The 20,063-nt window shown below is 76.1% G+C and carries 14 protein-coding genes and 1 pseudogene; 1 reads left to right on the forward strand and 14 read right to left on the reverse strand.

What is annotated here, in order from left to right:
* The 14 genes and pseudogenes from RM780_RS07450 to RM780_RS07515 all read right to left on the reverse strand — a co-directional run.
* Window positions 1-817: pseudogene (locus tag RM780_RS07450) on the reverse strand (phosphodiesterase); the annotation flags it as partial.
* Between the two features lie 137 nt (window positions 818-954).
* Window positions 955-1,911: a 2-hydroxyacid dehydrogenase gene (locus RM780_RS07455; protein ID WP_311629737.1), complete on the reverse strand. Its 957-nt coding sequence runs from the start codon at window positions 1,909-1,911 to the stop codon at window positions 955-957.
* Window positions 1,912-2,030: 119 nt separating this feature from the next.
* Window positions 2,031-5,081: an ATP-binding protein gene (locus RM780_RS07460; RefSeq protein WP_311629738.1), complete on the reverse strand. Its 3,051-nt coding sequence runs from the start codon at window positions 5,079-5,081 to the stop codon at window positions 2,031-2,033.
* A gap of 50 nt (window positions 5,082-5,131) precedes the next feature.
* Window positions 5,132-5,368, reverse strand: coding sequence for a hypothetical protein (locus RM780_RS07465; protein ID WP_311629739.1), 237 nt, complete (start codon window positions 5,366-5,368; stop codon window positions 5,132-5,134).
* Window positions 5,369-5,532: 164 nt separating this feature from the next.
* Window positions 5,533-8,550: a helix-turn-helix transcriptional regulator gene (locus tag RM780_RS07470; RefSeq protein WP_311629740.1), complete on the reverse strand. Its 3,018-nt coding sequence runs from the start codon at window positions 8,548-8,550 to the stop codon at window positions 5,533-5,535.
* Window positions 8,551-8,627: 77 nt separating this feature from the next.
* A complete protein-coding gene (locus RM780_RS07475; RefSeq protein ID WP_311629741.1) occupies window positions 8,628-8,795 on the reverse strand; it encodes a hypothetical protein in 168 nt (55 codons plus the stop codon).
* Between the two features lie 258 nt (window positions 8,796-9,053).
* Window positions 9,054-10,562 carry an Asp-tRNA(Asn)/Glu-tRNA(Gln) amidotransferase subunit GatB gene (gene gatB, locus RM780_RS07480; RefSeq protein WP_311629742.1) on the reverse strand — a complete coding sequence of 503 codons (1,509 nt, stop codon included), beginning with the start codon at window positions 10,560-10,562 and terminating at the stop codon, window positions 9,054-9,056.
* Between the two features lie 16 nt (window positions 10,563-10,578).
* Window positions 10,579-10,815 carry a hypothetical protein gene (locus RM780_RS07485; protein WP_311629743.1) on the reverse strand — a complete coding sequence of 79 codons (237 nt, stop codon included), beginning with the start codon at window positions 10,813-10,815 and terminating at the stop codon, window positions 10,579-10,581.
* Complete coding sequence (gene gatA, locus RM780_RS07490) at window positions 10,812-12,305, reverse strand: Asp-tRNA(Asn)/Glu-tRNA(Gln) amidotransferase subunit GatA (RefSeq protein WP_311629744.1); 1,494 nt, start codon at window positions 12,303-12,305, stop codon at window positions 10,812-10,814. The genes RM780_RS07485 and gatA overlap by 4 nt, the downstream gene beginning before the upstream one ends.
* A gap of 5 nt (window positions 12,306-12,310) precedes the next feature.
* Window positions 12,311-12,607: an Asp-tRNA(Asn)/Glu-tRNA(Gln) amidotransferase subunit GatC gene (gene gatC, locus RM780_RS07495; RefSeq protein WP_311629745.1), complete on the reverse strand. Its 297-nt coding sequence runs from the start codon at window positions 12,605-12,607 to the stop codon at window positions 12,311-12,313.
* 208 nt (window positions 12,608-12,815) lie between these two features.
* Window positions 12,816-14,906 carry a putative bifunctional diguanylate cyclase/phosphodiesterase gene (locus RM780_RS07500; protein ID WP_394812911.1) on the reverse strand — a complete coding sequence of 697 codons (2,091 nt, stop codon included), beginning with the start codon at window positions 14,904-14,906 and terminating at the stop codon, window positions 12,816-12,818.
* A gap of 175 nt (window positions 14,907-15,081) precedes the next feature.
* Window positions 15,082-17,316, reverse strand: coding sequence for an NAD-dependent DNA ligase LigA (ligA, locus tag RM780_RS07505; RefSeq protein ID WP_311629746.1), 2,235 nt, complete (start codon window positions 17,314-17,316; stop codon window positions 15,082-15,084).
* Window positions 17,317-17,331: 15 nt separating this feature from the next.
* Window positions 17,332-18,300 (reverse strand): methionine synthase, encoded by a 969-nt coding sequence (locus tag RM780_RS07510; protein WP_394812919.1) that lies wholly within the window; start codon window positions 18,298-18,300, stop codon window positions 17,332-17,334.
* A gap of 165 nt (window positions 18,301-18,465) precedes the next feature.
* Window positions 18,466-19,158 (reverse strand): SDR family oxidoreductase, encoded by a 693-nt coding sequence (locus tag RM780_RS07515; protein WP_311629748.1) that lies wholly within the window; start codon window positions 19,156-19,158, stop codon window positions 18,466-18,468.
* Between the two features lie 68 nt (window positions 19,159-19,226).
* On the opposite strand from RM780_RS07515, the gene RM780_RS07520 reads away from it, so the two are divergent.
* The gene (locus tag RM780_RS07520) at window positions 19,227-20,027 is read left to right on the forward strand and encodes a carbon-nitrogen hydrolase family protein (RefSeq protein ID WP_311629749.1); all 801 of its coding nucleotides are present in this window, start codon (window positions 19,227-19,229) and stop codon (window positions 20,025-20,027) included.
* Window positions 20,028-20,063 lie beyond the last annotated feature (36 nt).

A 20,063-nucleotide genomic window follows, 5' to 3' on the forward strand; every position in this document is an offset into this window, starting at 1 on the left:
GCTCGGCCGAGCGGGGCAGTATCCCCATCCACCGCGCCCCGGCCAGGAGGAGGGACCCGGCGAACCACCCGGCGTCCAGGAGCTGGCCGGAGCTGTACCGCTCGCGCAGGACGGGGGAGGTGAACAGCGCGTCGCACAGCACGGTCAGGGCGAGCGCGGCGATGGCGGCGTTGATCGCGGCGCGGTGGGCGGGGCTGCGCCGGAAGTGCAGCACGAGGACCGTGCTGACCAGGGCGATGTCCAGCAGGGGGTAGGCCAGGCCGAGGGCGGAGCGCAGCACGGACTCGCCCTGGCGCTGGGCGGCCTGGGTGAGCGCGACGCTCCAGGAGAGCGTCATCAGGGAGCCGCCGATCAGCCAGGTGTCCAGCGCCAGGCAGATCCAGCCGGAGGGGGTCACCGGCCGTTTCGCCAGGAGCAGCAGGCCGACGATGGCCAGGGGGGCGAAGAGCAGGAAGCAGGCGTCGGCGGCGGTGAGGCAGGGCACGGGGCGGCCCTCGACCACCTCGTACCAGCCCCAGATGGCGTTCCCCAGGCTCATGGCGAGGGAGGCGACGCCGAAGAGGATCCAGGCGGCGCGGGGCTCGCCGGCCCAGCGGCGGGCGTACCACAGGCAGGAGGCGGCGGCGAGGAGGGCGGCGGCGGCCAGGCCGAAGTCGCCCATCGCGAGGGCCAGGCGCGGGGAGCCCCAGCCGAGGACGGCGCCGGTGGTGTAGGCGGCGCAGACGGCGCCCAGGAGGAGCTGGGGCAGCGGCCCTCCCAGCGCGGAGGGGGCGGCGGGGTCGCCGGGCGAACGCGCGGCGTCCGGTCTTGCGTCCATGGGTGAGCGGCCCCCTCTCTCAACAGGTCTGCCCCGCCGGGGCCGGTCTCCCTTCCGGCCCGCTGGGACGATACACCAGGATCGTCACTCAGTGGCATATGAGTTCTACCGAAAGTAACGGAAAGAGTGAACGTCCCTCAGGGGCTTTGGGGTTGGCCGCCCGTGGCCACCACGTGGCGGACGGGCTCCCCGGCCGCGAAGCGGGCGAGCTGGGCCCGCAGCAGGCGTTCCGCGCGGGGGCGGAAGGCGGTGGAGGGGCCGCCGACGTGCGGGGTGATCAGGGCGTTCGGGGCCCGCCACAGGCGGTGGTCCGGGGGCAGGGGCTCGGGGTCGGTGACGTCGAGAGCCGCGCGCAGCCGGCCCGAGGCCAGCTCGGCGAGGAGGGCCCCGGTGTCCACGAGGGCCCCGCGGGCGACGTTGACCAGCAGGCCGCCGTCGGGCATCCGGGCGAGGAAGGCGGCGCCGGCCAGGCCGCGGGTGGCCTCGGTCAGGGGGGCGCACAGGACGACGATCTCGGCGGAGGGCAGCAGCTCGGGCAGCTCGTCGACGCCGTGGACGGGGCCGCGCGGGGCGGTCCTGGGGCGGGAGGCGACGCGGGTGACGGAGGCGACCTCGAAGGGCAGCAGGCGCTCCTCCACGGCCGCGCCGATGCCGCCGTAGCCGACGACGAGGACGTGCCGGTCGGCCAGCGAGGGGCGCATGGCGGTGGACCAGCGGCCCTGGTCCTGGGCGCGGACGGCGCCGGGAATGTCCCGCTGGGCGGCGAGGATCAGGGCCAGGGCCAGCTCGGCGGTGCTGGTGTTGTGCAGCCCGCCTGCGTTGCACAGGACGGCCCCGTCGGGCAGGCCGGGGGCGGCCGGGAGGATGTCGTCCACGCCGGCGGTGAGGGTCTGCACGACGCGGACGCCGGTCATGCGGGGCAGGGGGCGCAGGGAGGTGGCGGTGCCCTTGAGGTAGGGGACGGCGTAGAAGGCGCAGCGGGCCGGGTCGGCGGGGAAGGCGGGCTGCCCGTCCCAGTGGTGGTAGGTCAGCCCTTCGGGCAGCGGGGCGAGCTCGGCGGGCGGGAAGGGCAGCCAGACCTCCGGTGCGTGCATGGACGCCAGGCTACGACGGGGCGGGCCGGGGCCCGCCCGGCGCTCCGCGGGGGGGTACGTCCCGGGTCCGGCGGGAGCCGGACGCCGCGGGCCGATGCGGAATGCCGGCCGGGCGGGCCCTACGCGGGGGCCTGGGCGCGGGCGGCGCCGACGATGCCCAGGCGGTGGGCGAGGGCGGCGGCCTCGCCGCGCCCCGAGACCTCCAGCTTGGCCAGGATGTTCGACACGTGCACGCTCGCCGTCTTCGGAGAGATGAACAGCTCCTGCGCTATCTGACGATTGCTCCGCCCCGCCGCCACCAGCGACAGCACATCCAGCTCCCGCCGGGTGAGGCCGAAGGACTCGGGCGGGCCGCCGTCGCCCGCGCGGGCCGCGCCGCCGGGGGCCAGGGGGAGCCGGGCGCGCTGGGCCAGGCGCCGGGCCTCCTCGGCGAGGCCGGCGGCGCCGAGCGCGGTGGCGGCGGTGTGGGCCTCGGTCAGCAGCTCGGCGGCCCGGTCGCGGTCGCCGTCCGCCAGGACCGCCTCGGCCCAGCGGACGCGGACCAGCGCGGGCTCCAGGGGCCGGTCCAGGCCCTCGAAGGCGACCGCGGCGGCGGCCCAGTCCCCCGCCCGCGCGGTGCCCTCGGCGCGGCGCAGCTCGGCCTCGGTCAGCGCGCCGTAGGCGGCCCAGACGGGGTAGCAGCGGCGCAGGGTCTCGGCGTAGGCGCGGACGCGGGCGATGGCCTCGGCCCGGCCGGGGGCGGCGGCGGGGACGCCCAGCGCGCCGGACTCGGCGCGGGCCGCGGCGTACACCAGCGGCCAGGTGTAGCAGGCGGAGCCGGTCTCCAGGCCGGCGTCCGCGGTCTCGGCCAGCACCCGGCGGGCGTCGAGGACGCGACCCCGCGCGGCGGCCAGGGTCAGGCGGAACTCGGCCAGCGGGTGGGCGTACTGGGGCGCCAGCCCCCGGTAGACCGGGTGGTGCTCGGCCATGGCGGCGATCTCCGCCTCGGCGGCGTCCAGGTCCCCGCGGGCCAGCGCGAGGCGGGCCAGGCGCTGCGCGCCCAGCGCCCGGGTGACCGGGGTCTGCGCCCGGCGCTTGGCCTCCTGCGCGGCCTCCTCGGCCTCGGGCCAGCGGCCCAGGGAGTAGAGGGCGTCCGAGCGGTTCCCCTGGATCCAGGCCTGGGTGTCGCGCAGGCCGTACCGGACGGAGAGGGCCAGGCCCTCCTCGGCGACCTTCAGGGACTCCTCGGAGCGGCCCATGGACTCCAGCAGGGACTGGAGGTTGACGTGGCTGCGGGTGCAGACGCCGACCAGGCCCTCCTGGACGACGCGGGCGGCCACCGCGCGGAGCACGGCCAGGCCGTCCTCGCCGCGGCCGGTCTCGATCAGCAGCCCGCCGCGGCTGAGCAGCCCGGCCAGCTCGACGATGTCGTCCCCGACCTCGCGGGCCAGCTCGATGGCCCGGTCCGCGATGGCGAGGCTGCCGGGGCCGGGCGAGAAGACCGCGCCCCACAGGGCGGCCTCGGTCAGCACCCGGGCGTGCACCGGCGAGGGCGGGAAGCCGCGCAGCAGCTCCTGGGCGGTGGCCAGCTCCTGCCAGCCGTCGCCGCGGCCGAGGTTGCGCACCAGGCGGGAGCGCTCGGTCCAGAACCAGGCGGCGCGCAGCGGGTGCCCCAGGCCCTCCAGGGCGCGCAGGGCCCGGCTGATCACCGACAGGCCGCGCTCGGGCTCCCCGGCGTACCGGGCGGCGAGGGTCATCTCGGCGAGCATGTCGAGGAAGCTGAGGGCGTCGTCGGAGCAGGCGCACAGGGGGTAGGACTCGGCGTCCTCGGCTATCCGCAGGCCGCGCTTGACCTGGGCCGGGGCGCTGTCCCACAGCTCCAGGGCGCGCTCCAGCAGCTTCAGCTGCTCGGCGTAGGCGTGCCGGCAGCGGGCCCCCGAGGCGGCGGCGAGCACGGCGGGCAGGGCCTTGGCGGGGTCGTGCGCGCGGTACCAGTAGGTGGCGAGGCGGGCGGAGAGCTCGTCGGCGGGGACCAGCGAGGGGTCGGCCTCCAGCGCCTCGGCGTACCGGCGGCTGATCCGGGAGCGCTCGCCGGGCAGCAGGTCGTCGTCCACGGCCTCGCGGACGAGGGCGTGCCGGAAGCGGTACCCGCCGTCCTCGCCGGCGCGCAGGATGCCGGCGCCCACGGCGGCGCGCAGGGCCTCGATCAGCCGGTCCTCGTCCAGCCCGGCGACGGCCCGCAGCAGGCCGTACTCGACCTTGGAGCCGCCCTCGGCGGCGATCCTGACGACGGGCTGGGCGGTCTCGGGCAAAGCCTCGACGCGGACCAACAGCAGGTCGCGCACGGAGTCGCTGATCATGCCGGGGCGGCAGCCGCCGGAGAGGGAGGCCAGCTCCTCGACGAAGAAGGCGTTCCCGTCCGAGCGGCGGTAGACCTGCTCCAGCAGCTCCTCAGGGGGCTTGGAGCCGCGGATGCCGGCGAGCTGGTCGCGGACCTCCTCGCGGGTGAACCGGGCCAGCTGGTGGCGCCGGACGGTGCGCAGCCGGTCCAGCTCGGCGAGGAACGGCCGCAGCGGGTGGCGGCGGTGGATGTCGTCGGAGCGGTAGCTCGTCAGGAGGAGGATGCGGCCGTGCTGGAGGGTGCGCAGCAGGTAGGCGAGCAGCTCGCGGGTGGAGGTGTCGGACCAGTGCAGGTCCTCGATGACCAGGACCAGCAGCCGGTCCTGGGCCAGGGTCTCCAGCAGCCGCAACGTCATCTCGAACAGCCGCCCGCGGACCTCGACGTCCCGGGCGGGGCGCAGGGCGGCGTCGGGCGTGCCCAGCTCGGGCAGCAGGCGGGCCAGCTCGCCGCCGAAGCCGGCGGCGGCGTGCGTCAGCTCCTCGCCGAGCTGCCGGTGCAGGGACCGCAGGACGGTGGAGACGGGGGCGAAGGGGAGGCCGTCGGCGCCGACCTCCACGCAGGCGCCGAGGGCGGTGACCGCTCCCCCGGCGGCGGCCCGGCCCAGGAACTCCTCCAGCAGCCGCGTCTTCCCGACCCCGGCCTCGCCCCCGACCAGCACCGCCTGCGGGCGCCCCGTGCCGGCCTGGGCGAGGGCCTCGTCCAGCGCGGCACGCTCGGCGGCGCGGCCGACGAAGACGGGGCTGACGGTGCGGTTCTGCATGCCTCGCAGCATCGCATATGCCACTGACATCCCGGCAGGGTCGCCGGTCCCGCGACGGGCCGCCGCCCGGGCCACGCGGGTCAGGCCCCGAAGCGGCGGAGGAGGATGCGGCGCAGGCCGCGGGTCGGGTGGAGGATGCGGGCGAAGCGGAGGCCGCGGGCGGGGGGCGGGGGTTCGGGGTGGGGGCGGCGGGCCGCCCTGGCCGCGCGGCGGGCCGCCGCCGCGTGGGCGGCCAGGCGCGCGTGGTCGGCCTCGGCGCGCAACTGCGCGATTCTCGCCTCGGCGTGGGCGATCTCGTGAAAGGCCCCGTGGGCCATGGTGTGCTCCCTGGCTGTCGCGGATTCCCGCCGGAGGCCACAGTCCCCCCGGTGCTCCCGGGTGTCTCCCGGTATACGCAGCCTCGGCCGCCAGGGGGGCGCGCGGCATCGGGCAGGCTCCCGATTTCCCCCGTGCGGGGGGCCTCAGATGCCCGGGGGGGACCTCAGAGGCTCAGGCCGAGGCGGTGGGCGAGGGCGGCGGCCTCGCCGCGCCCCGAGACCTCCAGCTTGGCCAGGATGTTCGACACGTGCACGCTCGCCGTCTTCGGAGAGATGAACAGCTCCTGCGCAATCTGACGATTGCTCCGCCCCGCCGCCACCAGCGACAGCACATCCAGCTCCCGCCGGGTCAGCCCGAAGGGGTCGGCCGGCGCGGAGGCGGGCGCGGGCTCCTGGGCCGGCGGGTCCAGGGACAGCCGCCCGCGGGCGGCCAGTTGCTCGACGCGCCGCAGCAGCGTCCGCGCCCCGAGGGAGCGGGCTGCGGCCCGCGCCGGCCGCAGCACCGCGGCGGCCCGCTCCCGCGCGGGCCCCGACGGGCCTTCCGCGCCCAGCAGCGCCTCGGCCCAGCAGCGGCGGGCCTCGGCCAGGTGGTACGGCAGCCCGGCCGGCTCCAGCGCGGCCACCGCCTCGGCCCAGACCCCGGGAACGTCCCGCCCCTCGGCCCGCGCGAGCTGCGCGTCGACCAGGCGGCCGAACGCGGCCCAGGTGGTCCCCCCGCGCCGCACCGGCCGCATGGCCGCCCGGATGCGCTCCAGCGCCTCGCCCCGCCCCGCCCCGGCCCCGGGCAGCCCCCGGCTCTCCGCCTCCGCGCCCGCCGCGGCGAACAGCAGCCCCCACACCAGGCCGGCGGTGAAGGAGGGGAACGGCTCGCCGGTGACCGCCCGGAACGCCTCGCGCGCCGCGTCGATCCGCCCCTCGGAGGCGGCCACCTCCACCTCCAGCCGGGCCAGCTCGATGGTGAACGACGGCCTCAGGTCGGGCGTTCTGATCTCCGCCCGCGCGCCCGCCAGCTCGGACCTGGCCAGCGCCTCGTCCCCGCGCAGCACGGCCAGGCGGCCGGCCTGGAGCATGGCGCCGGCCCTGGGTCTGACCGAGGCGGGCACCCGCCGGGCGGTGGCCACGGCCGCGTCCGCCTCGTCCCAGCGGCCCAGGTCCACCAGGACGTCGGACTGGTTCGCGGCCAGCCAGCCCTTGGTGTCCTCCAGGCCGTACCGGTCGGCCACGGCCATGCCCTCGGCGCCGGCGTCGGCGGCCTCCCGCAGCCGGCCGACGGCGGCGAGGATGGCGCTGCGGTTGACCAGGCAGCGGCCGATGAGGCTGACCTCGCCGCGCCTCAGCAGTCGGTCGAGCACGGCGGACAGCTCGGCCAGGCCCTCCTCCGCCTCCCCGGCGTCCGCCCGCAGGCAGGCCAGCGTGATCCGGGCGTACAGCTCCGTGGTCCGCGCGCCGACCGCGCGGGCCAGCTCCACGGCGCGCTCGGCCGTGCGGAAGGTCTCGGGCCCGGGCCGGTCCATGGAACGCCAGGCGGCGTCGTGCGCGAGCACCTGCGCGTGGACGGTGGACGGGGGCAGGCCCCGGACCAGCTCCCGGGCCCGGTCCAGCTCGGGCCGGCCGTCGCTGCGGCCCAGGCCCTCGGCCATCCGCGCCCGCTGGAGCCAGAACCACGCGGCCGGCAGCGGCTCCTCGCGCTCGTCGATCAGCCGCAGCGCCCGCTTGCTCATGGCCCGCGCCCGCTCGGGCTGCCCCGAGAGCAGGCCCGCCATGGTGGCCTCGGCCAGGACGTCCACGGCGCCGACGGGGCCGCCGGTGCCGTTCCCCGGATACCCCCAGACCGGCTCGGCGGGGCGCAGCGCGGCGCGGACCTCCTCGGGCGCGCCGTCCCACAGCTCCAGGGCGCGCTCCAGCAGCCGCAGGGCCTCGGCGTAGGCGTACCGGCGGCGGGCCTGGGCGGCGGCGTCGAGCACGGCGGGCAGGGCGCGGGCGGGGTCGCCGGCGTGGTACCAGTAGCTGGCGAGGCGGGCGGCGTGCTGGTCGGCGGGGACGAGGTGCCCGGCGCGCTCCAGGGCCTCGGCGAAGCGGCGGTTGAGCCGGGCGCGCTCGCCGGGCAGCAGGTCGTCGACGACGGCCTCGCGCATCAGGGCGTGCCGGAAGCAGTACCCGTCGCCGTCGGCGGTGGGGGTGAGCAGGTGGGCGCCGACGGCGGCGCGCAGCGCAGCCAGCAGGTCGCCCTCGGGCCGCTCCGCGACGGCCGCGAGCAGGCCGTGCTCCACGGAGGAGCCGCCCTCCGCGACGATCCGCAGCACGTCCTGGGCCTCCTCGGGCAGCGCCTCGACCCGGACGAGCAGCAGGTCGCGCAGGCTCTCGCTGATGCCGCGCGAGGGGGAGTCGCTGGCGGTCAGCTCCTCCACGAAGAAGGGGTTGCCCTCCGAGCGCTCGAAGACCGAGTGCAGCAGGGCGGGGGCGGGCCGGCTGCCGGTGATCCCGGCGATCTGGGCGCGGACCTCGCCCCGGGTGAAGCGGGCCAGCTCGATGCGGCGGACGCTGCGCAGCCGGTCCAGCTCGGCGAGGAACGGCCGCAGCGGGTGCCGCCGGTGGATGTCGTCGGTGCGGTAGGTGGCCAGGACGAGGAGGCGGGCGTTCTGCACGGAGCGGAAGAGGTATCCCAGCAGCTCGCGGGTGGAACGGTCGGACCAGTGCAGGTCCTCGACGGCGACGATCAGCGGCCGGTCGGCGGCCAGCCGCTCCAGCAGCCGCGTGGTCAGCTCGAACAGGCGGGCGCGGCCCAGGGCGTTGTCCCCCGGCGAACCGGCCTCGCCCAGCTCGGGCAGCAGCCGGGCCAGCTCGCCCTCCCGGCCGCGCGCCGCGTCGGTCAGCGCGGGCCCGAGCTGCCGGTGCAGGGAGCGCAGCACGGCGGCCACGGGGGCGAAGGGCAGGCCGTCGGCGCCCAGCTCGACGCAGGACCCGACGGCGGTCACCGCGTCCGTCGGCCCGGCGAGCGTGAGGAACTCCCCCAGCAGCCGGGTCTTGCCTATGCCGGCCTCGCCGCCGATGACGAACGCCTGCGGCTCGCCGACGCGGGCGCGCGCGAGGCCGTCCGCCAGCTCGGCCAGCTCCCGGCCTCGGCCGACGAACACCGGACTGACGCTGCGGCTCTCCACGCCGTCGAGGATGACACGGGGCACTGACAGCGCGGTATCGCTTATCCGAACGGCAGAACGAACGAGGCCGGCCGAACGAACGGGTCCGGCGGGCGGCGGGCTCAGGCGGCGGTGGTCCAGCGCTCGTCCCGGCCGGTGCCGGCACTCCGGGCGGAGCGCCGGCGAGTCTGGCGGCGGGCCCGCCGCGCCTCGGCGGCGAGGCGTTGTTCCCGGGCGGCCCGCTCCAGCTCGGCCGCGCGGTATCGGTGCAGTGCTTCGTGATTCAGCATGCGTCCAGCCTGCGCCGCCAGCCCCCCTCGGCACATCGGGCAATCGCCCACACCCGGCGGACCCCCCTGCCTTAGACCGCCGTCGTAGGCCGGGCGCCGGGGGTCCGGGACTAGGACGCCCCCGGAAGGAGGGCCTCAGATGCACGAGCCCCGGCCCGCGCGGGGCCTTAGGCCGCCGGGGCCGGGGCAGCTCCGCCCCCGAGAAGCCTCAGTGCCCGCCGCCCCCGAGGGGACGACGGGCCCTGGCAGCCCTCGGCCTCAGCCCTGCGCGCCCAGGCGCTCCAGGATCAGCTCCCGCGCGCGCCCGGCGTCCGCCTGCCCGCGCGTGGCCTTCATCACCGCGCCGACCAGCGCGCCCGCCGCCGCGACCTTGCCGCTGCGGATCTTCTCGGCGATGTCCGGGTTCGCCGCGATGGCCTCGTCCACCGCCTGCCCCAGCGCACCCGTGTCGGAGACGATGCGCAGGCCGCGCTTCTCCACCACCTCGTCGGGCTCGCCCTCGCCCGCCAGCACGCCCTCGATGGCCTGCCGCGCGAGCTTGTCGTTCAGCGCGCCCTCCGCGACCAGGGCCGCGACGCGCGCCACCTGCGCCGGGCTGATGGCCAGCGCGGCGGGCTCCACGCCCTGCTCGTTGGCGCGCCGGGCCAGCTCGCCCAGCCACCACTTGCGCGCGGCGGCCGGGTCGGCGCCCGCCTCGACGGTGGCGACGATCGGGTCCAGCACCCCGGCGTTGAGCACGGACTGCATCTCGTGCGCCGGGATGCCCCACTCGGCCCGCAGGCGGCTGCGGCGGGCCAGCGGCAGCTCCGGCAGCGAGCCGCGCAGCTCCTCCACCCACTCCCGGGACGGCGCCAGCGGCACCAGGTCGGGCTCGGGGAAGTAGCGGTAGTCCTCCGCCTCCTCCTTGACGCGGCCCGAGGTGGTGGTGCCCTTGTCCTCGTGGAAGTGCCGGGTCTCCTGGACGATCGTGCCGCCGTCCTCCAGAACGGCCGCGTGCCGCTGGATCTCGTACCGCACCGCCCGCTCGACGCTGCGCAGCGAGTTGACGTTCTTGGTCTCGCTGCGGGTGCCGAACGCCTCCCGGCCGTGCAGCCGCAGCGAGACGTTGACGTCGCAGCGCAACTGCCCCATCTCCATGCGCGCCTCGGAGACGCCCAGGGCGCGGATCAGCTCGCGCAGCTCCGCGACGTAGGCGCGGGCGACCTCGGGGGCGCGCAGGCCGGCGCCGGTGATCGGGCGGGTGACGATCTCGATCAGCGGGATGCCGGCGCGGTTGTAGTCCAGCAGCGAGTGCGAGGCGCCGTGGATGCGGCCGGTCGCGCCGCCGATGTGGGTGGACTTGCCGGTGTCCTCCTCCATGTGGGCGCGCTCGATCCCGACGCGGAACACCTCGCCGTCCGAGAGCTGCACGTCCAGGTACCCGTCGTACGCGATGGGCTCGTCGTACTGGGAGGTCTGGAAGTTCTTCGGCATGTCCGGATAGAAGTAGTTCTTCCGGGCGAAGCGGCACCACTCGGCGATCTTGCAGTTGAGGGCCAGGCCGATCCGGACGGCCGACTCCACGCCGGTGGCGTTCACCACCGGCAGCGCCCCGGGCAGGCCCAGGCACGTGGGGCAGGTCTGGCTGTTGGGCTCGGCGCCCAGCGTCGTGGCGCAGCCGCAGAACATCTTGGTCCTGGTGCCGAGCTCGACGTGCACCTCCAGGCCCATGACGGGGTCGTAGGACTCCAGCGCCGTCTCGTACGGCACCAGCTCGGTGACGGTCACAGTCGTTCTGCCTCCGCTACTTCCCGTCGCCGGCCGGTACGGCGGCGCTCTCGCTGTTCATCCGGCGCAGGTCACGGGCGAGCAGAGCGATGCCGGTGACCACGGCCGCGGCCGAGACCAGGGCGTCGGCGAACCGCAGCCGGTCCCCCTCCACGCGGGCCTCCTTCAGCCTGCGCACGGTGCCGAAGGCGCCGAAGAGGGTGGAGCCGAGGGACAGGTAGGTGCTGGCCTTGGACTTGGGCTTCTTGCTCATAGCGCGGGTGCCTCCTCCAGGATCGGGTGCCCCCAGCGTGCCTGGAAGGCGGCCTCGACGGCCGCTCCGACGCGGTAGAGGCGGTCGTCGGCCATGGCGGGCGCGATGATCTGGAGCCCGACGGGCAGGCCGTCCTCGGGGGCCAGCCCGCAGGGCAGGGACATCGCGGCGTTCCCGGCCAGGGGCGAGGGAATGGTGCACAGGTCGGTCAGGTACATCGCAACGGGATCGTCCACGCGTTCCCCGATGGGGAACGCCGTGCTCGGCGTGGTCGGGGAGACCAGCACGTCCACGCGCTCGAAGGCGGCGGCGAAGTCCCGCACGATGAGGGTGCGGACCTTCTGCGCGCTGCCGTAGTAGGCGTCGTAGTAGCCGGCGGACAGGGCGTAGGTGCCCAGCATGATCCGGCGCTTCACCTCGGGGCCGAACCCGGCCTGCCGGGTGAGGGAGGTGACCTCCTCGGCGGAGCGGGTGCCGTCGTCCCCGGCGCGCAGGCCGTAGCGGATGGCGTCGAACCGGGCCAGGTTGGAGGACGCCTCCGAGGGGGCGATGAGGTAGTAGGCGGCCAGGCCCTTGTCGAAGGAGGGGCAGGAGACCTCGACGATCTCGGCGCCCAGCTCGCGCAGCAGCTCGACGGACTCCGCGAACCGCTGCCGCACCCCGGCCTGGAAGCCCTCGCCGTCGAACTCCTTGATGACGCCGACCCGCAGCCCGGCCACGGAGCCGGTGCGCGCGGCCTCGACCACGGGCGGGACGGGGGCGTCGATGGAGGTGGAGTCCAGCGGGTCGTGCCCGGCGATGGCCTCGTGCAGCAGCGCCGCGTCCAGCACGGTGCGGGCGCAGGGGCCGCCCTGGTCGAGCGAGGAGGAGAAGGCGACCATCCCGTACCGGGAGACGGCGCCGTAGGTGGGCTTGACGCCGACGGTGCCGGTGACGGCGGCGGGCTGCCGGATGGAGCCGCCGGTGTCGGTACCCAGGGCCAGGGGCGCCTCGAACGCGGCCAGCGCGGCGGCCGAACCCCCGCCGGAGCCGCCGGGGATGCGCGTGAGGTCCCAGGGGTTGCCGGTCGGGCCGAAGGCGCTGTTCTCGGTGGAGGAGCCCATGGCGAACTCGTCCATGTTCGTCTTGCCCAGCAGCACCACGTCGGCGGCCTTCAGGCGCCGGGTGACGGTGGCGTCGTAGGGCGGGATCCAGCCCTCCAGGATGCGGGAGCCGCAGGTGGTGGGGACGCCCTCGGTGGTGAAGATGTCCTTCAGCGCCAGCGGAACGCCCGCCAGCGGGCCCAGGCGCTCCCCGCGGGCGCGCTTGGCGTCCACGGCGCGGGCCTGGGCGAGGGCGCCCTCGCGGTCCACGTGCAGGAACGCGTGGACCTTCTCGTCCACGGCCGCGATGCGGTCCAGGTGGGCGGTCGCGACCTCGACGGCGCTGACGGTCCCCTCCGCGATGGCGCCCGCCAGCTCGGCGGCGGTCAGCCGGGTCAGATCGGCCATCTCGCTCACTCCTCCCCCAGGATCTGCGGCACCTTGAAACGCTGCTGCTCGCTCGCCGGGGCGCCGGAGAGCGCCTGCTCGGCGCTCAGGCCCGGGCGGACCTCGTCGGCGCGCATCACGTTCGTGAGCGGCAGCGGGTGGGAGGTCGGCGGAACGTCCTCGGTGGCGGCATCGGCGACGCGGGCGACCGCGCCGATGATGTCGCCGAGCTGTCCGGCGAAGTGGTCGAGCTCTTCTGCCGTCAGCTCCAGACGCGCCAGCCGGGCGAGGTGGGCGACCTCCTCGCGCGTGATGCCAGGCATGTGGCGATCCTCTTGCTCGTCGCGGGCTGGGTTCTTCCTGCGCCCTAGCCGTGCGCAAGGGACTACAGGGTACTTACGCCAATCCTAGGGCGACGGCACGACGGCCCGCGCACCGTATTCCCCCGGCCTCCCCGCGCCTGGGCCTCTCCGTCCCGGCCCGCCCCGGGCGTTCGCGGCCGTCCCCCGTCCCGCGGGCCGCGGGGCCGGGTCAGCGGACGGGCTCGCGCACGTCCCGGGGGGCGGCGTCGTCGGGGGTGTGGGGGATGCCGCGAGCGCGCAGCCAGCGGGTGGTCTCGGCGGCGGGCATGGCGGCGGCGACCAGCCAGCCCTGCACGGCGTCGCAGCCCAGGGCCTGGAGGCGGTCCCAGGTCTCGTCGTCCTCCACGCCCTCGGCGACCACCACCAGGCCCAGGGAGTGGGCGAGTTCGACGGTGCAGCGGACGATCTCGGCGTCCTCGCTGTCCACGGTGAGGCGGGCCACGAACGAGCGGTCGATCTTCAGCTCGCTGACGGGCAGGCGGCGCAGGTGCACCAGGGAGGAGTACCCGGTGCCGAAGTCGTCCAGGGACATCCGCACGCCGTGGCCGGTGAGCCCGGCCAGGGTGTCGGCGGCCTGCTGCGGATCCTCCAGCATCACGTGCTCGGTGATCTCGAGCTGGAGGGAGCCGGCCGGGACGCCGTGCCGGGCCAGGCGGGCGGCGACCGCGCCCGCGAAGCCGGGGGTGTAGACGTCGCGGGGGGAGACGTTGACGGCGACCGGGACGGTCAGCCCGGCCTTGCGCCAGCGCGCGACCTGGCACAGGGCCGTCTCCAGCACGTACTCGGTCAGCCGGGGCATCAGCCCGGAGGTCTCGGCTATGGCGATGAACTCGTCGGGCGGAACCCGGCCGCGCTCCGGGTGCTGCCAGCGGACCAGGGCCTCAAGGCCGGCCACCGAGCCGTCGAAGCAGACCTTGGGCTGGTAGTGCAGCTCCACCTCGCCGTTGTCCAGCGCGCGGCGCAGGTCGCCCAGCAGGGCGAGGCGGTCGGGGGTGTTGCCGTCGCGGCTGGCGTCGTAGACCTCCACGCCGCTGCGGTCCCGCTTGGCGGCGTACATCGCCACGTCGGCGCGGCGCAGCAGGCCCTCGGCCTCGGGGGCGTGCTCGGGGAAGACCGCGACCCCGGCGCTGGCCTCCACTACGAGGGTCAGACCGTCCAGTTGGAGGGGGGCGCCCAGGGAGCCGACGATGGCACGGGCGGCGCGCTGGGCCGCGGTGGCGGAGGCGACGCGGGGCAGCAGCACGGCGAACTCGTCCCCGCCCAGCCGGGCCGCCTCGGCGTCGCGGGGCAGCTCGCGCTGGATGCGGTCGGCGGTCTGGAGCAGCAGCCGGTCGCCGGTGAGGTGGCCGAGGGTGTCGTTGACCGTGCGGAAGCTGTCGAGGTCGATGAGGACCAGGGCGGCGCGGTCGCCGCCGCGGGCGGCCTCCTGAAGGGCGGTGCGGGTGCGCTCCAGGAGCCACTGGCGGTTGGGCAGGCCGGTGAGCGGGTCCAGGAGCTGCTCCTCGTCGCGGGCCCTGGCCATCCACACGGAGGAGTCGAGCGCGATCAGCGGCACGGCGAACAGTGGCAGCAGCAGCGGCCGTTCGGCGGCGACGACGACGATCAGCGGGGCGATGCACAGCAGCGCCACCGCGACCAGGCCCTGCCGCAGCAGGGCGGTGCCGGCCAGGGAGGCCAGGCCGCCGGGCGGGGCGGAGGAGAGCCACAGCAGGGTGCGGGAGATGGCCAGATAGGCGCAGGCGCCGAGGAGGAGCTGGGGCAGGGTGGAGGACTGCCAGTCGGCCGGGGCCCAGGGGTGCTCGACGCTGGGCCGGGTGCCCCAGGCGGCCAGGACGAGCGCGGCGGCGCCGACGCCCAGCATGTCGATGGCGCCGTGCAGGAGGGCGTCGGGCCAGCGGTCGCGGCGGGCGGCGCCGACGAGGGTGACGACGGAGAGGCTGACCAGCACGGCGGGGACCCAGCCGTAGAGCAGCAGCATGGCCAGGGCCAGGGCGGCGCCCGAGCCGGAGCCGCCCCACCAGCGGTCGCGGCCGAGGGCGACGAGGTGGGCCACGATGACGCCGGTCAGCACGGCGAAGCCCCAGCCCGGCCGTTCGCCAGGGAAAAGGGCGCGGCCCTCGGCGAGCACGCGGATGACGCCTATGAGGAACGCGATGCCCGCGCCGGCCAGGATGGCGGGCCGCAGGTACCGCGTGAACGCCGCCATCACCGGCGCGGGGTCGCGCTGCGGGGCCGGTCTCCCCTGGGGGGCTGACTGCATGCGGGATCCCTCTCACGGCCGGTGTCGCCCGCGCCCGGAGCCGGGCGCACCTGACCACCCTAGGCCGACCTGGCGGGGGAAGGGCAGGGAACCCCTGGGCTTGCTGAAAGGCCCTCACATACGGATATGCCGTGGGAATATGACGTATTGCCTTGCCATCGGGGGTCCTTCCACGTCAGGCGGGTGCGGGCTCCTCGGGGGGCAGCGCCGCCTCCCGCGCGGCCTCCGCGCCGTGCTCCAGCAAAACCGTGAAACCCGCTTCGTCCAGGATGGGCACTTTCAACGCCACGGCCTTCTCGTACTTCGAGCCGGGGCTGTCGCCGACGACCACGAAGTCGGTCTTCTTCGACACCGAGCCGGTGACCTTGGCACCCCGGCTCTGCAGGGCCTCCTTGGCGCCGTCCCGCGTCCAGCCCTCCAGGGTGCCGGTGACCACGGCGGTGACGCCGGCCAGCGGGCGGGGCGCGGCCTCGGCCTCGCCCTCCTCGGCCAGCCGGACCCCGGCGGCCCGCCAGCGCTCGACGATCTCCCGGTGCCAGTCGACGGAGAACCATGCCTTCAGGGAGGCCGCGATGGTGGGGCCCACGCCCTCGGTGGCGGCCAGCTCCTCCTCGCCGGCGGCGGCGATGGCGTCCAGCGAGCGGAACTCGCGGGCCAGGGCCTCGGCGGCGACGGGCCCGACGTGCCGGATGGACAGGCCGGTGATGATGCGGGCCAGGGGCCGCTCCCTGGCGGCGCGAATGGACTCCAGCATGGCCAGGGTGTTCTTCTTCGGCTCGCCCTGCTGGTTGGCGAAGAAGGTGACGACCTTGGGCTCGCCGGTCTCGGGGTCCCGCTTGGGCAGGCCGGTGTCCTGGTCCAGCACGTAGGACTTGATGGGCAGCAGCTCCTCGACGGTGAGGTCGAAGAGCCGGCCCTCGTCCCGCAGCGGGGGCTCGGCCGGCTCCAGCGGCTGGGTGAGGGCGGTGGCGGCGACGTACCCGAAGTGGTCGATGTCCAGGCTGCGGCGGCCGGCGAGGTAGAAGATCCGCTCGCGGAGCTGGGCGGGGCAGGAGCGGGCGTTGGGGCAGCGCAGGTCGACGTCCTCCTCCTTCATGGGCCGCAGCGGGGTGCCGCACTCGGGGCACTCGGAGGGCATCACGAACTCCCGCTCGCTGCCGTCGCGCAGGTCCGCGACGGGGCCCAGGATCTCGGGGATGACGTCCCCCGCCTTGCGCAGCGCCACGGTGTCCCCGATGAGGACGCCCTTGGCCTTGACCACCTCCTGGTTGTGCAGGGTGGCGAACTCCACCTCGGAGCCGGCCACGGTCACCGGCTCGACCACGGCGTAGGGCGTGACGCGGCCTGTGCGGCCGACGCCGACGCGGATGTCGAGGAGCCTGGTGTTGACCTCCTCCGGGGGGTACTTCCAGGCCAGGGCCCAGCGGGGGGCGCGGGAGGTGCTGCCCAGGCGGCCCTGGAGGGGGATCTCGTCCAGCTTCACCACGACGCCGTCGATCTCGTGCTCCACGGCGTGCCGGTGCTCGCCGTAGTACGCGATGAACTCCCGCACGCCGTCGAGGGATTCGACGACCTTGGCGGCGCGGGCGGTGGGCAGGCCCCACTCCTTGAGCAGGCCGTACGCCTGGGAGAGCCGGTCGATGGAGAAGCCCTCGCGGGCGCCGATGCCGTGCACCACCATCTGGAGCGGGCGGCTCGCGGTGACCTTGGGATCCTTCTGGCGCAGGGAGCCCGCCGCGGCGTTCCTCGGGTTGGCGAAGGGCTTCTCGCCGGCCTCGACCAGGCGGGCGTTCAGCTCCTCGAAGCGCTCCATGGGGAAGAAGACCTCCCCGCGGATCTCCACGAGGTCCGGCACGCGCTCGCCCGTCAGGCGGTCGGGGACCTCCTCGATGGTGCGGACGTTGGGCGTGATGTCCTCGCCGGTGCGGCCGTCGCCGCGGGTGGCGGCGCGGGTGAGGCGGCCGTGCTCGTAGGTGAGGTTGACCGCGAGGCCGTCGACCTTCAGCTCGCACAGGAAGTGGTACGGGATGCCGCGCAGCTCCTCGGCGACCCGCTCGGCCCAGGCGTCCAGCTCGGCGTCGTCGAAGGCGTTGTCCAGCGAGAGCATGCGCTCGCGGTGCTCGACGGCGGTGAACTCCGTCTCGTACCGCCCGGCGACCTGCTGGGTGGGCGAGTCCGGGGTCCGCAGCTCGGGGTGCTGCTCCTCAAGCCGGGTGAGCTCGCGCAGCAGCTCGTCGAAGGCGGCGTCGGAGATGACGGCCGTCTTCACGTAGTACCGGAAGCGGTGCTCCTCGACCTGCTCGGCCAGCCACTTGTGCCGCTCGCGCGCCTCGGCGGGCACGGCCGAGGCCGGCCCGGCCCCGGCCGTCAGATCCTGGTGTCCGGCCCGTGCGCCCCGTTCGCCAGCCATCCGTCTGCTCTCCCGTCACTCTGGGTCATTCGCGAGAGATCTCGCGGCCCGGACGCAATGGGCGAGCGCGGCCCGCGCGTACGCCGGGGAGGCGCCCGCGAGGCCGCAGGAGGGGGTGACCGTGACGGACTCCGCGAGGGAACCGGGGGCCAGCCCCAGCCTGCGCCAAAGCGACCTGACTCCCCCGACAGTACCGGCCGGGTCTGACAACGCCCCCTCTCCGGCTCCGGCGCCCGGCACCACCCCGGCCAGCAGCCCGGTGCCCGCCTCCACGGCCTCACCCAGCGCGTCGTCGTCACGCTCGGTGAGAAGGCGGAAGTCGAACGAGACGGCCGCGGCCCCGGCCCGGCGCAGCAGCCCGAACGGCACCCCGGGCGCGCAGCAGTGCACCACCGCCGGGTCCTCTCCGGCCCCCTCGCGCAGCACGCCGCGCAGCGCCTCCTCCACCACCCCGCGGTCCACGGCCCGGTGGGTGCGGTAGCCGCTGGCGGTGGGCACCCGGCCGGTCAGCACGGCCGGGAGCGAGGGCTCGTCGAGCTGGAGGACGACGCGGGCGCCCGGCACACGCCGCCGCACGTCGGCCAGGTGCCCGCGCAGCCCCTCCGCCAGGGAGGCGGCCAGGTCCCGGCAGGCGCCCGGGTCGCCCAGCATCGCCTCGCCGTTGCGGCGCTCCAGCGAGGCGGCCAGCGTCCAGGGCCCGACGGCGGCCACCTTCAGCGCCCCGGCGTACCCCTGGGTGAACTCCTCCAGCGCGTCCAGGTCCGCGCTCAGGTAGGACCGGGCCCTGCGGGTGTCCCGGCCCGGCCGGTCGCCCAGCCGCCAGCCGCTGGGCTCGACCCGGGCGTACAGCTCGGCGAGCAGCCCGGCGGTGCGCCCGGTCATGTCGGCGCCGGGGCCGCGGGCGGGCAGCTCGGGCAGGAAGAGGAAGCTCTCCAGGGTCCCGGCGACCGTCCTGGCCGCCTCCCTGGGGTCCTCGCCCGGCATCGAGCCGACGCCGGTGGCCGCGGCCGTTCCCCAGGGGAACGCCTGCCCTCCGGCGGAGCCGCCCGTGGCCGCCTCGTCCGTGGCCGGTCCGCCGTCGGTCGCGCTGGTGTGTTCGGTCATTCCGTGCGTCACTCCTGGTCCGAGCCGTCCGAGCCGTCCGCGCCCTCAGCCCGCCTGCGGGCGGACGGTCAGGTCGGTGACCTCCGCGCCGCGGGGCAGGCCCAGCGCGGTGAGCACCGTGGTGGCCACCGCGTCGGCGGGGATCCACCGCGCGGGGTCGTACTCCTTGCCCTCCTGCCGGTGCACCTTCTCCTGCATCGGCGTGGCGGTGCGGCCCGGGTAGACGGTGGTGACCCGCAGGCCGTGCGCGGCCTCCTCGGCGCGCAGCGCGTCCGCGAGCGCCCGCAGGCCGTGCTTGCTGGCGGCGTACGCCGACCACTGGGGGTGGGCGCGCAGCCCCGCGCCGGAGTTGACGAAGACGACGTGGCCGCGGGCGGCCCGGAGCTGCGGCAGCAGCAGGCGGGTCAGCTCGGCCGGGGCGACGAGGTTGGCGGCCAGTGTGGCGCGCCAGATCGCGGGGGTCAGCTCGCCGACCTCGCCCAGCTCGACCACGCCCGCGATGTGCAGGAGGGAGTCGACGCGGTCCGGCGGGGCCTGGTGGCCCAGCGCCCAGGAGAGCCGCTCCGGCTCGGAGAGGTCGCCCACCAGCGTCCGCGCGCCGGGGAAACGCTCCACCAGCTCCTTGGCGCGCCCCGCGTCGCGCGCCCAGAGCCAGAGCTGGTCCCCGCGCTCGGCCAGCCGGGCCGCCACGGCGGCGCCGATGCCCGAACCCGCTCCCGTGATCACATGCGTTGCCATAGCACCATGGTCCCCTACGCGGTGACCGCCGACGAGCCGCGGGCGACCGCGGCGGAGAAGGAGCGCGCATGCGGATCGCGGCCTGCCAACTGGCCTCCGGGGTCTCGCCGGAGGAGAACCTCGCGGCCCTGGCCCGGGAGACCGCGCGCGCCGCGGCCGAGGACGCGGACGTGGTCGTCTTCCCGGAGGCGGCCATGGCCCGCTTCGGGGTCCCGCTCGCGCCGCTGGCCGAGCCGCTGGAGGGCCCGTGGGCGACGCGGGTGCGGTCGGTCGCGGACGCGGCGGGGGTGCTGGTCGTGGCGGGCATGTTCACCCCGTCCGGGGACGGCCGGGTGCGGAACACGCTGCTGATCACCGGGCGCGGGATCGACACGCACTACGACAAGGTGCACCTCTACGACGCGTTCGGCTTCGCGGAGTCCGCGACGGTGGCCCCGGGGGACCGGGCCGTGACGGTGGACCTCGACGGCGTGCGGCTGGGGTTCGCGACCTGCTACGACGTGCGTTTCCCCGGCCTGTTCACGCGGCTGGCCGGGGACGGGGCGCGGGTGGTGCTGCTGCCGGCCTCCTGGGGCGCGGGGCCGGGGAAGGCCGCGCAGTGGGAGGTGCTGGTGCGGGCCAGGGCGCTGGACGCGACGTGCTGGGTGGTGGCGGCGGGCCAGGCGGACCCGGCGACCGTGGGCGAGCCGCCCGCGACGAGCGCGCCGACCGGCATCGGCCACAGCATGGCCGTCTCCCCCTTCGGGGAGGTCCGCGCCCGCCTCGGCGCGGCGCCGGGCCTGCTGCTGGCGGACGTGGACCCGGCCGAGGCCGACGACGCCCGCCGCACGATCCCGGTCCTGGCCAACCGCCGCGACGACCTGCGCTGACGGGCGTTCCCCGCCAGGGACGTTCCGGCGGCGCGG

Origin of the sequence: Streptomyces boetiae (assembly GCF_031845405.1) — a bacterium.
Taxonomy (GTDB): Bacteria; Actinomycetota; Actinomycetes; order Streptomycetales; family Streptomycetaceae; genus Streptomyces; species Streptomyces boetiae.

Coding starts and splice junctions, on each gene's coding strand:
- RM780_RS07455 (WP_311629737.1), bottom strand. CDS start 1,911: ATGCACGCACCGGAGGTCTGGCTGCCCTTCCCGCCCGCCGAGCTCGCC.
- RM780_RS07520 (WP_311629749.1), top strand. CDS start 19,227: ATGCGGATCGCGGCCTGCCAACTGGCCTCCGGGGTCTCGCCGGAGGAG.
- gatA (WP_311629744.1), bottom strand. CDS start 12,305: ATGGCCGATCTGACCCGGCTGACCGCCGCCGAGCTGGCGGGCGCCATC.
- RM780_RS07460 (WP_311629738.1), bottom strand. CDS start 5,081: ATGTCAGTGGCATATGCGATGCTGCGAGGCATGCAGAACCGCACCGTC.
- RM780_RS07515 (WP_311629748.1), bottom strand. CDS start 19,158: ATGGCAACGCATGTGATCACGGGAGCGGGTTCGGGCATCGGCGCCGCC.
- RM780_RS07465 (WP_311629739.1), bottom strand. CDS start 5,368: ATGGCCCACGGGGCCTTTCACGAGATCGCCCACGCCGAGGCGAGAATC.
- RM780_RS07510 (WP_394812919.1), bottom strand. CDS start 18,300: ATGCCGGGCGAGGACCCCAGGGAGGCGGCCAGGACGGTCGCCGGGACC.
- ligA (WP_311629746.1), bottom strand. CDS start 17,316: ATGGCTGGCGAACGGGGCGCACGGGCCGGACACCAGGATCTGACGGCC.
- RM780_RS07485 (WP_311629743.1), bottom strand. CDS start 10,815: ATGAGCAAGAAGCCCAAGTCCAAGGCCAGCACCTACCTGTCCCTCGGC.
- RM780_RS07475 (WP_311629741.1), bottom strand. CDS start 8,795: ATGCTGAATCACGAAGCACTGCACCGATACCGCGCGGCCGAGCTGGAG.
- gatC (WP_311629745.1), bottom strand. CDS start 12,607: ATGCCTGGCATCACGCGCGAGGAGGTCGCCCACCTCGCCCGGCTGGCG.
- RM780_RS07500 (WP_394812911.1), bottom strand. CDS start 14,906: ATGCAGTCAGCCCCCCAGGGGAGACCGGCCCCGCAGCGCGACCCCGCG.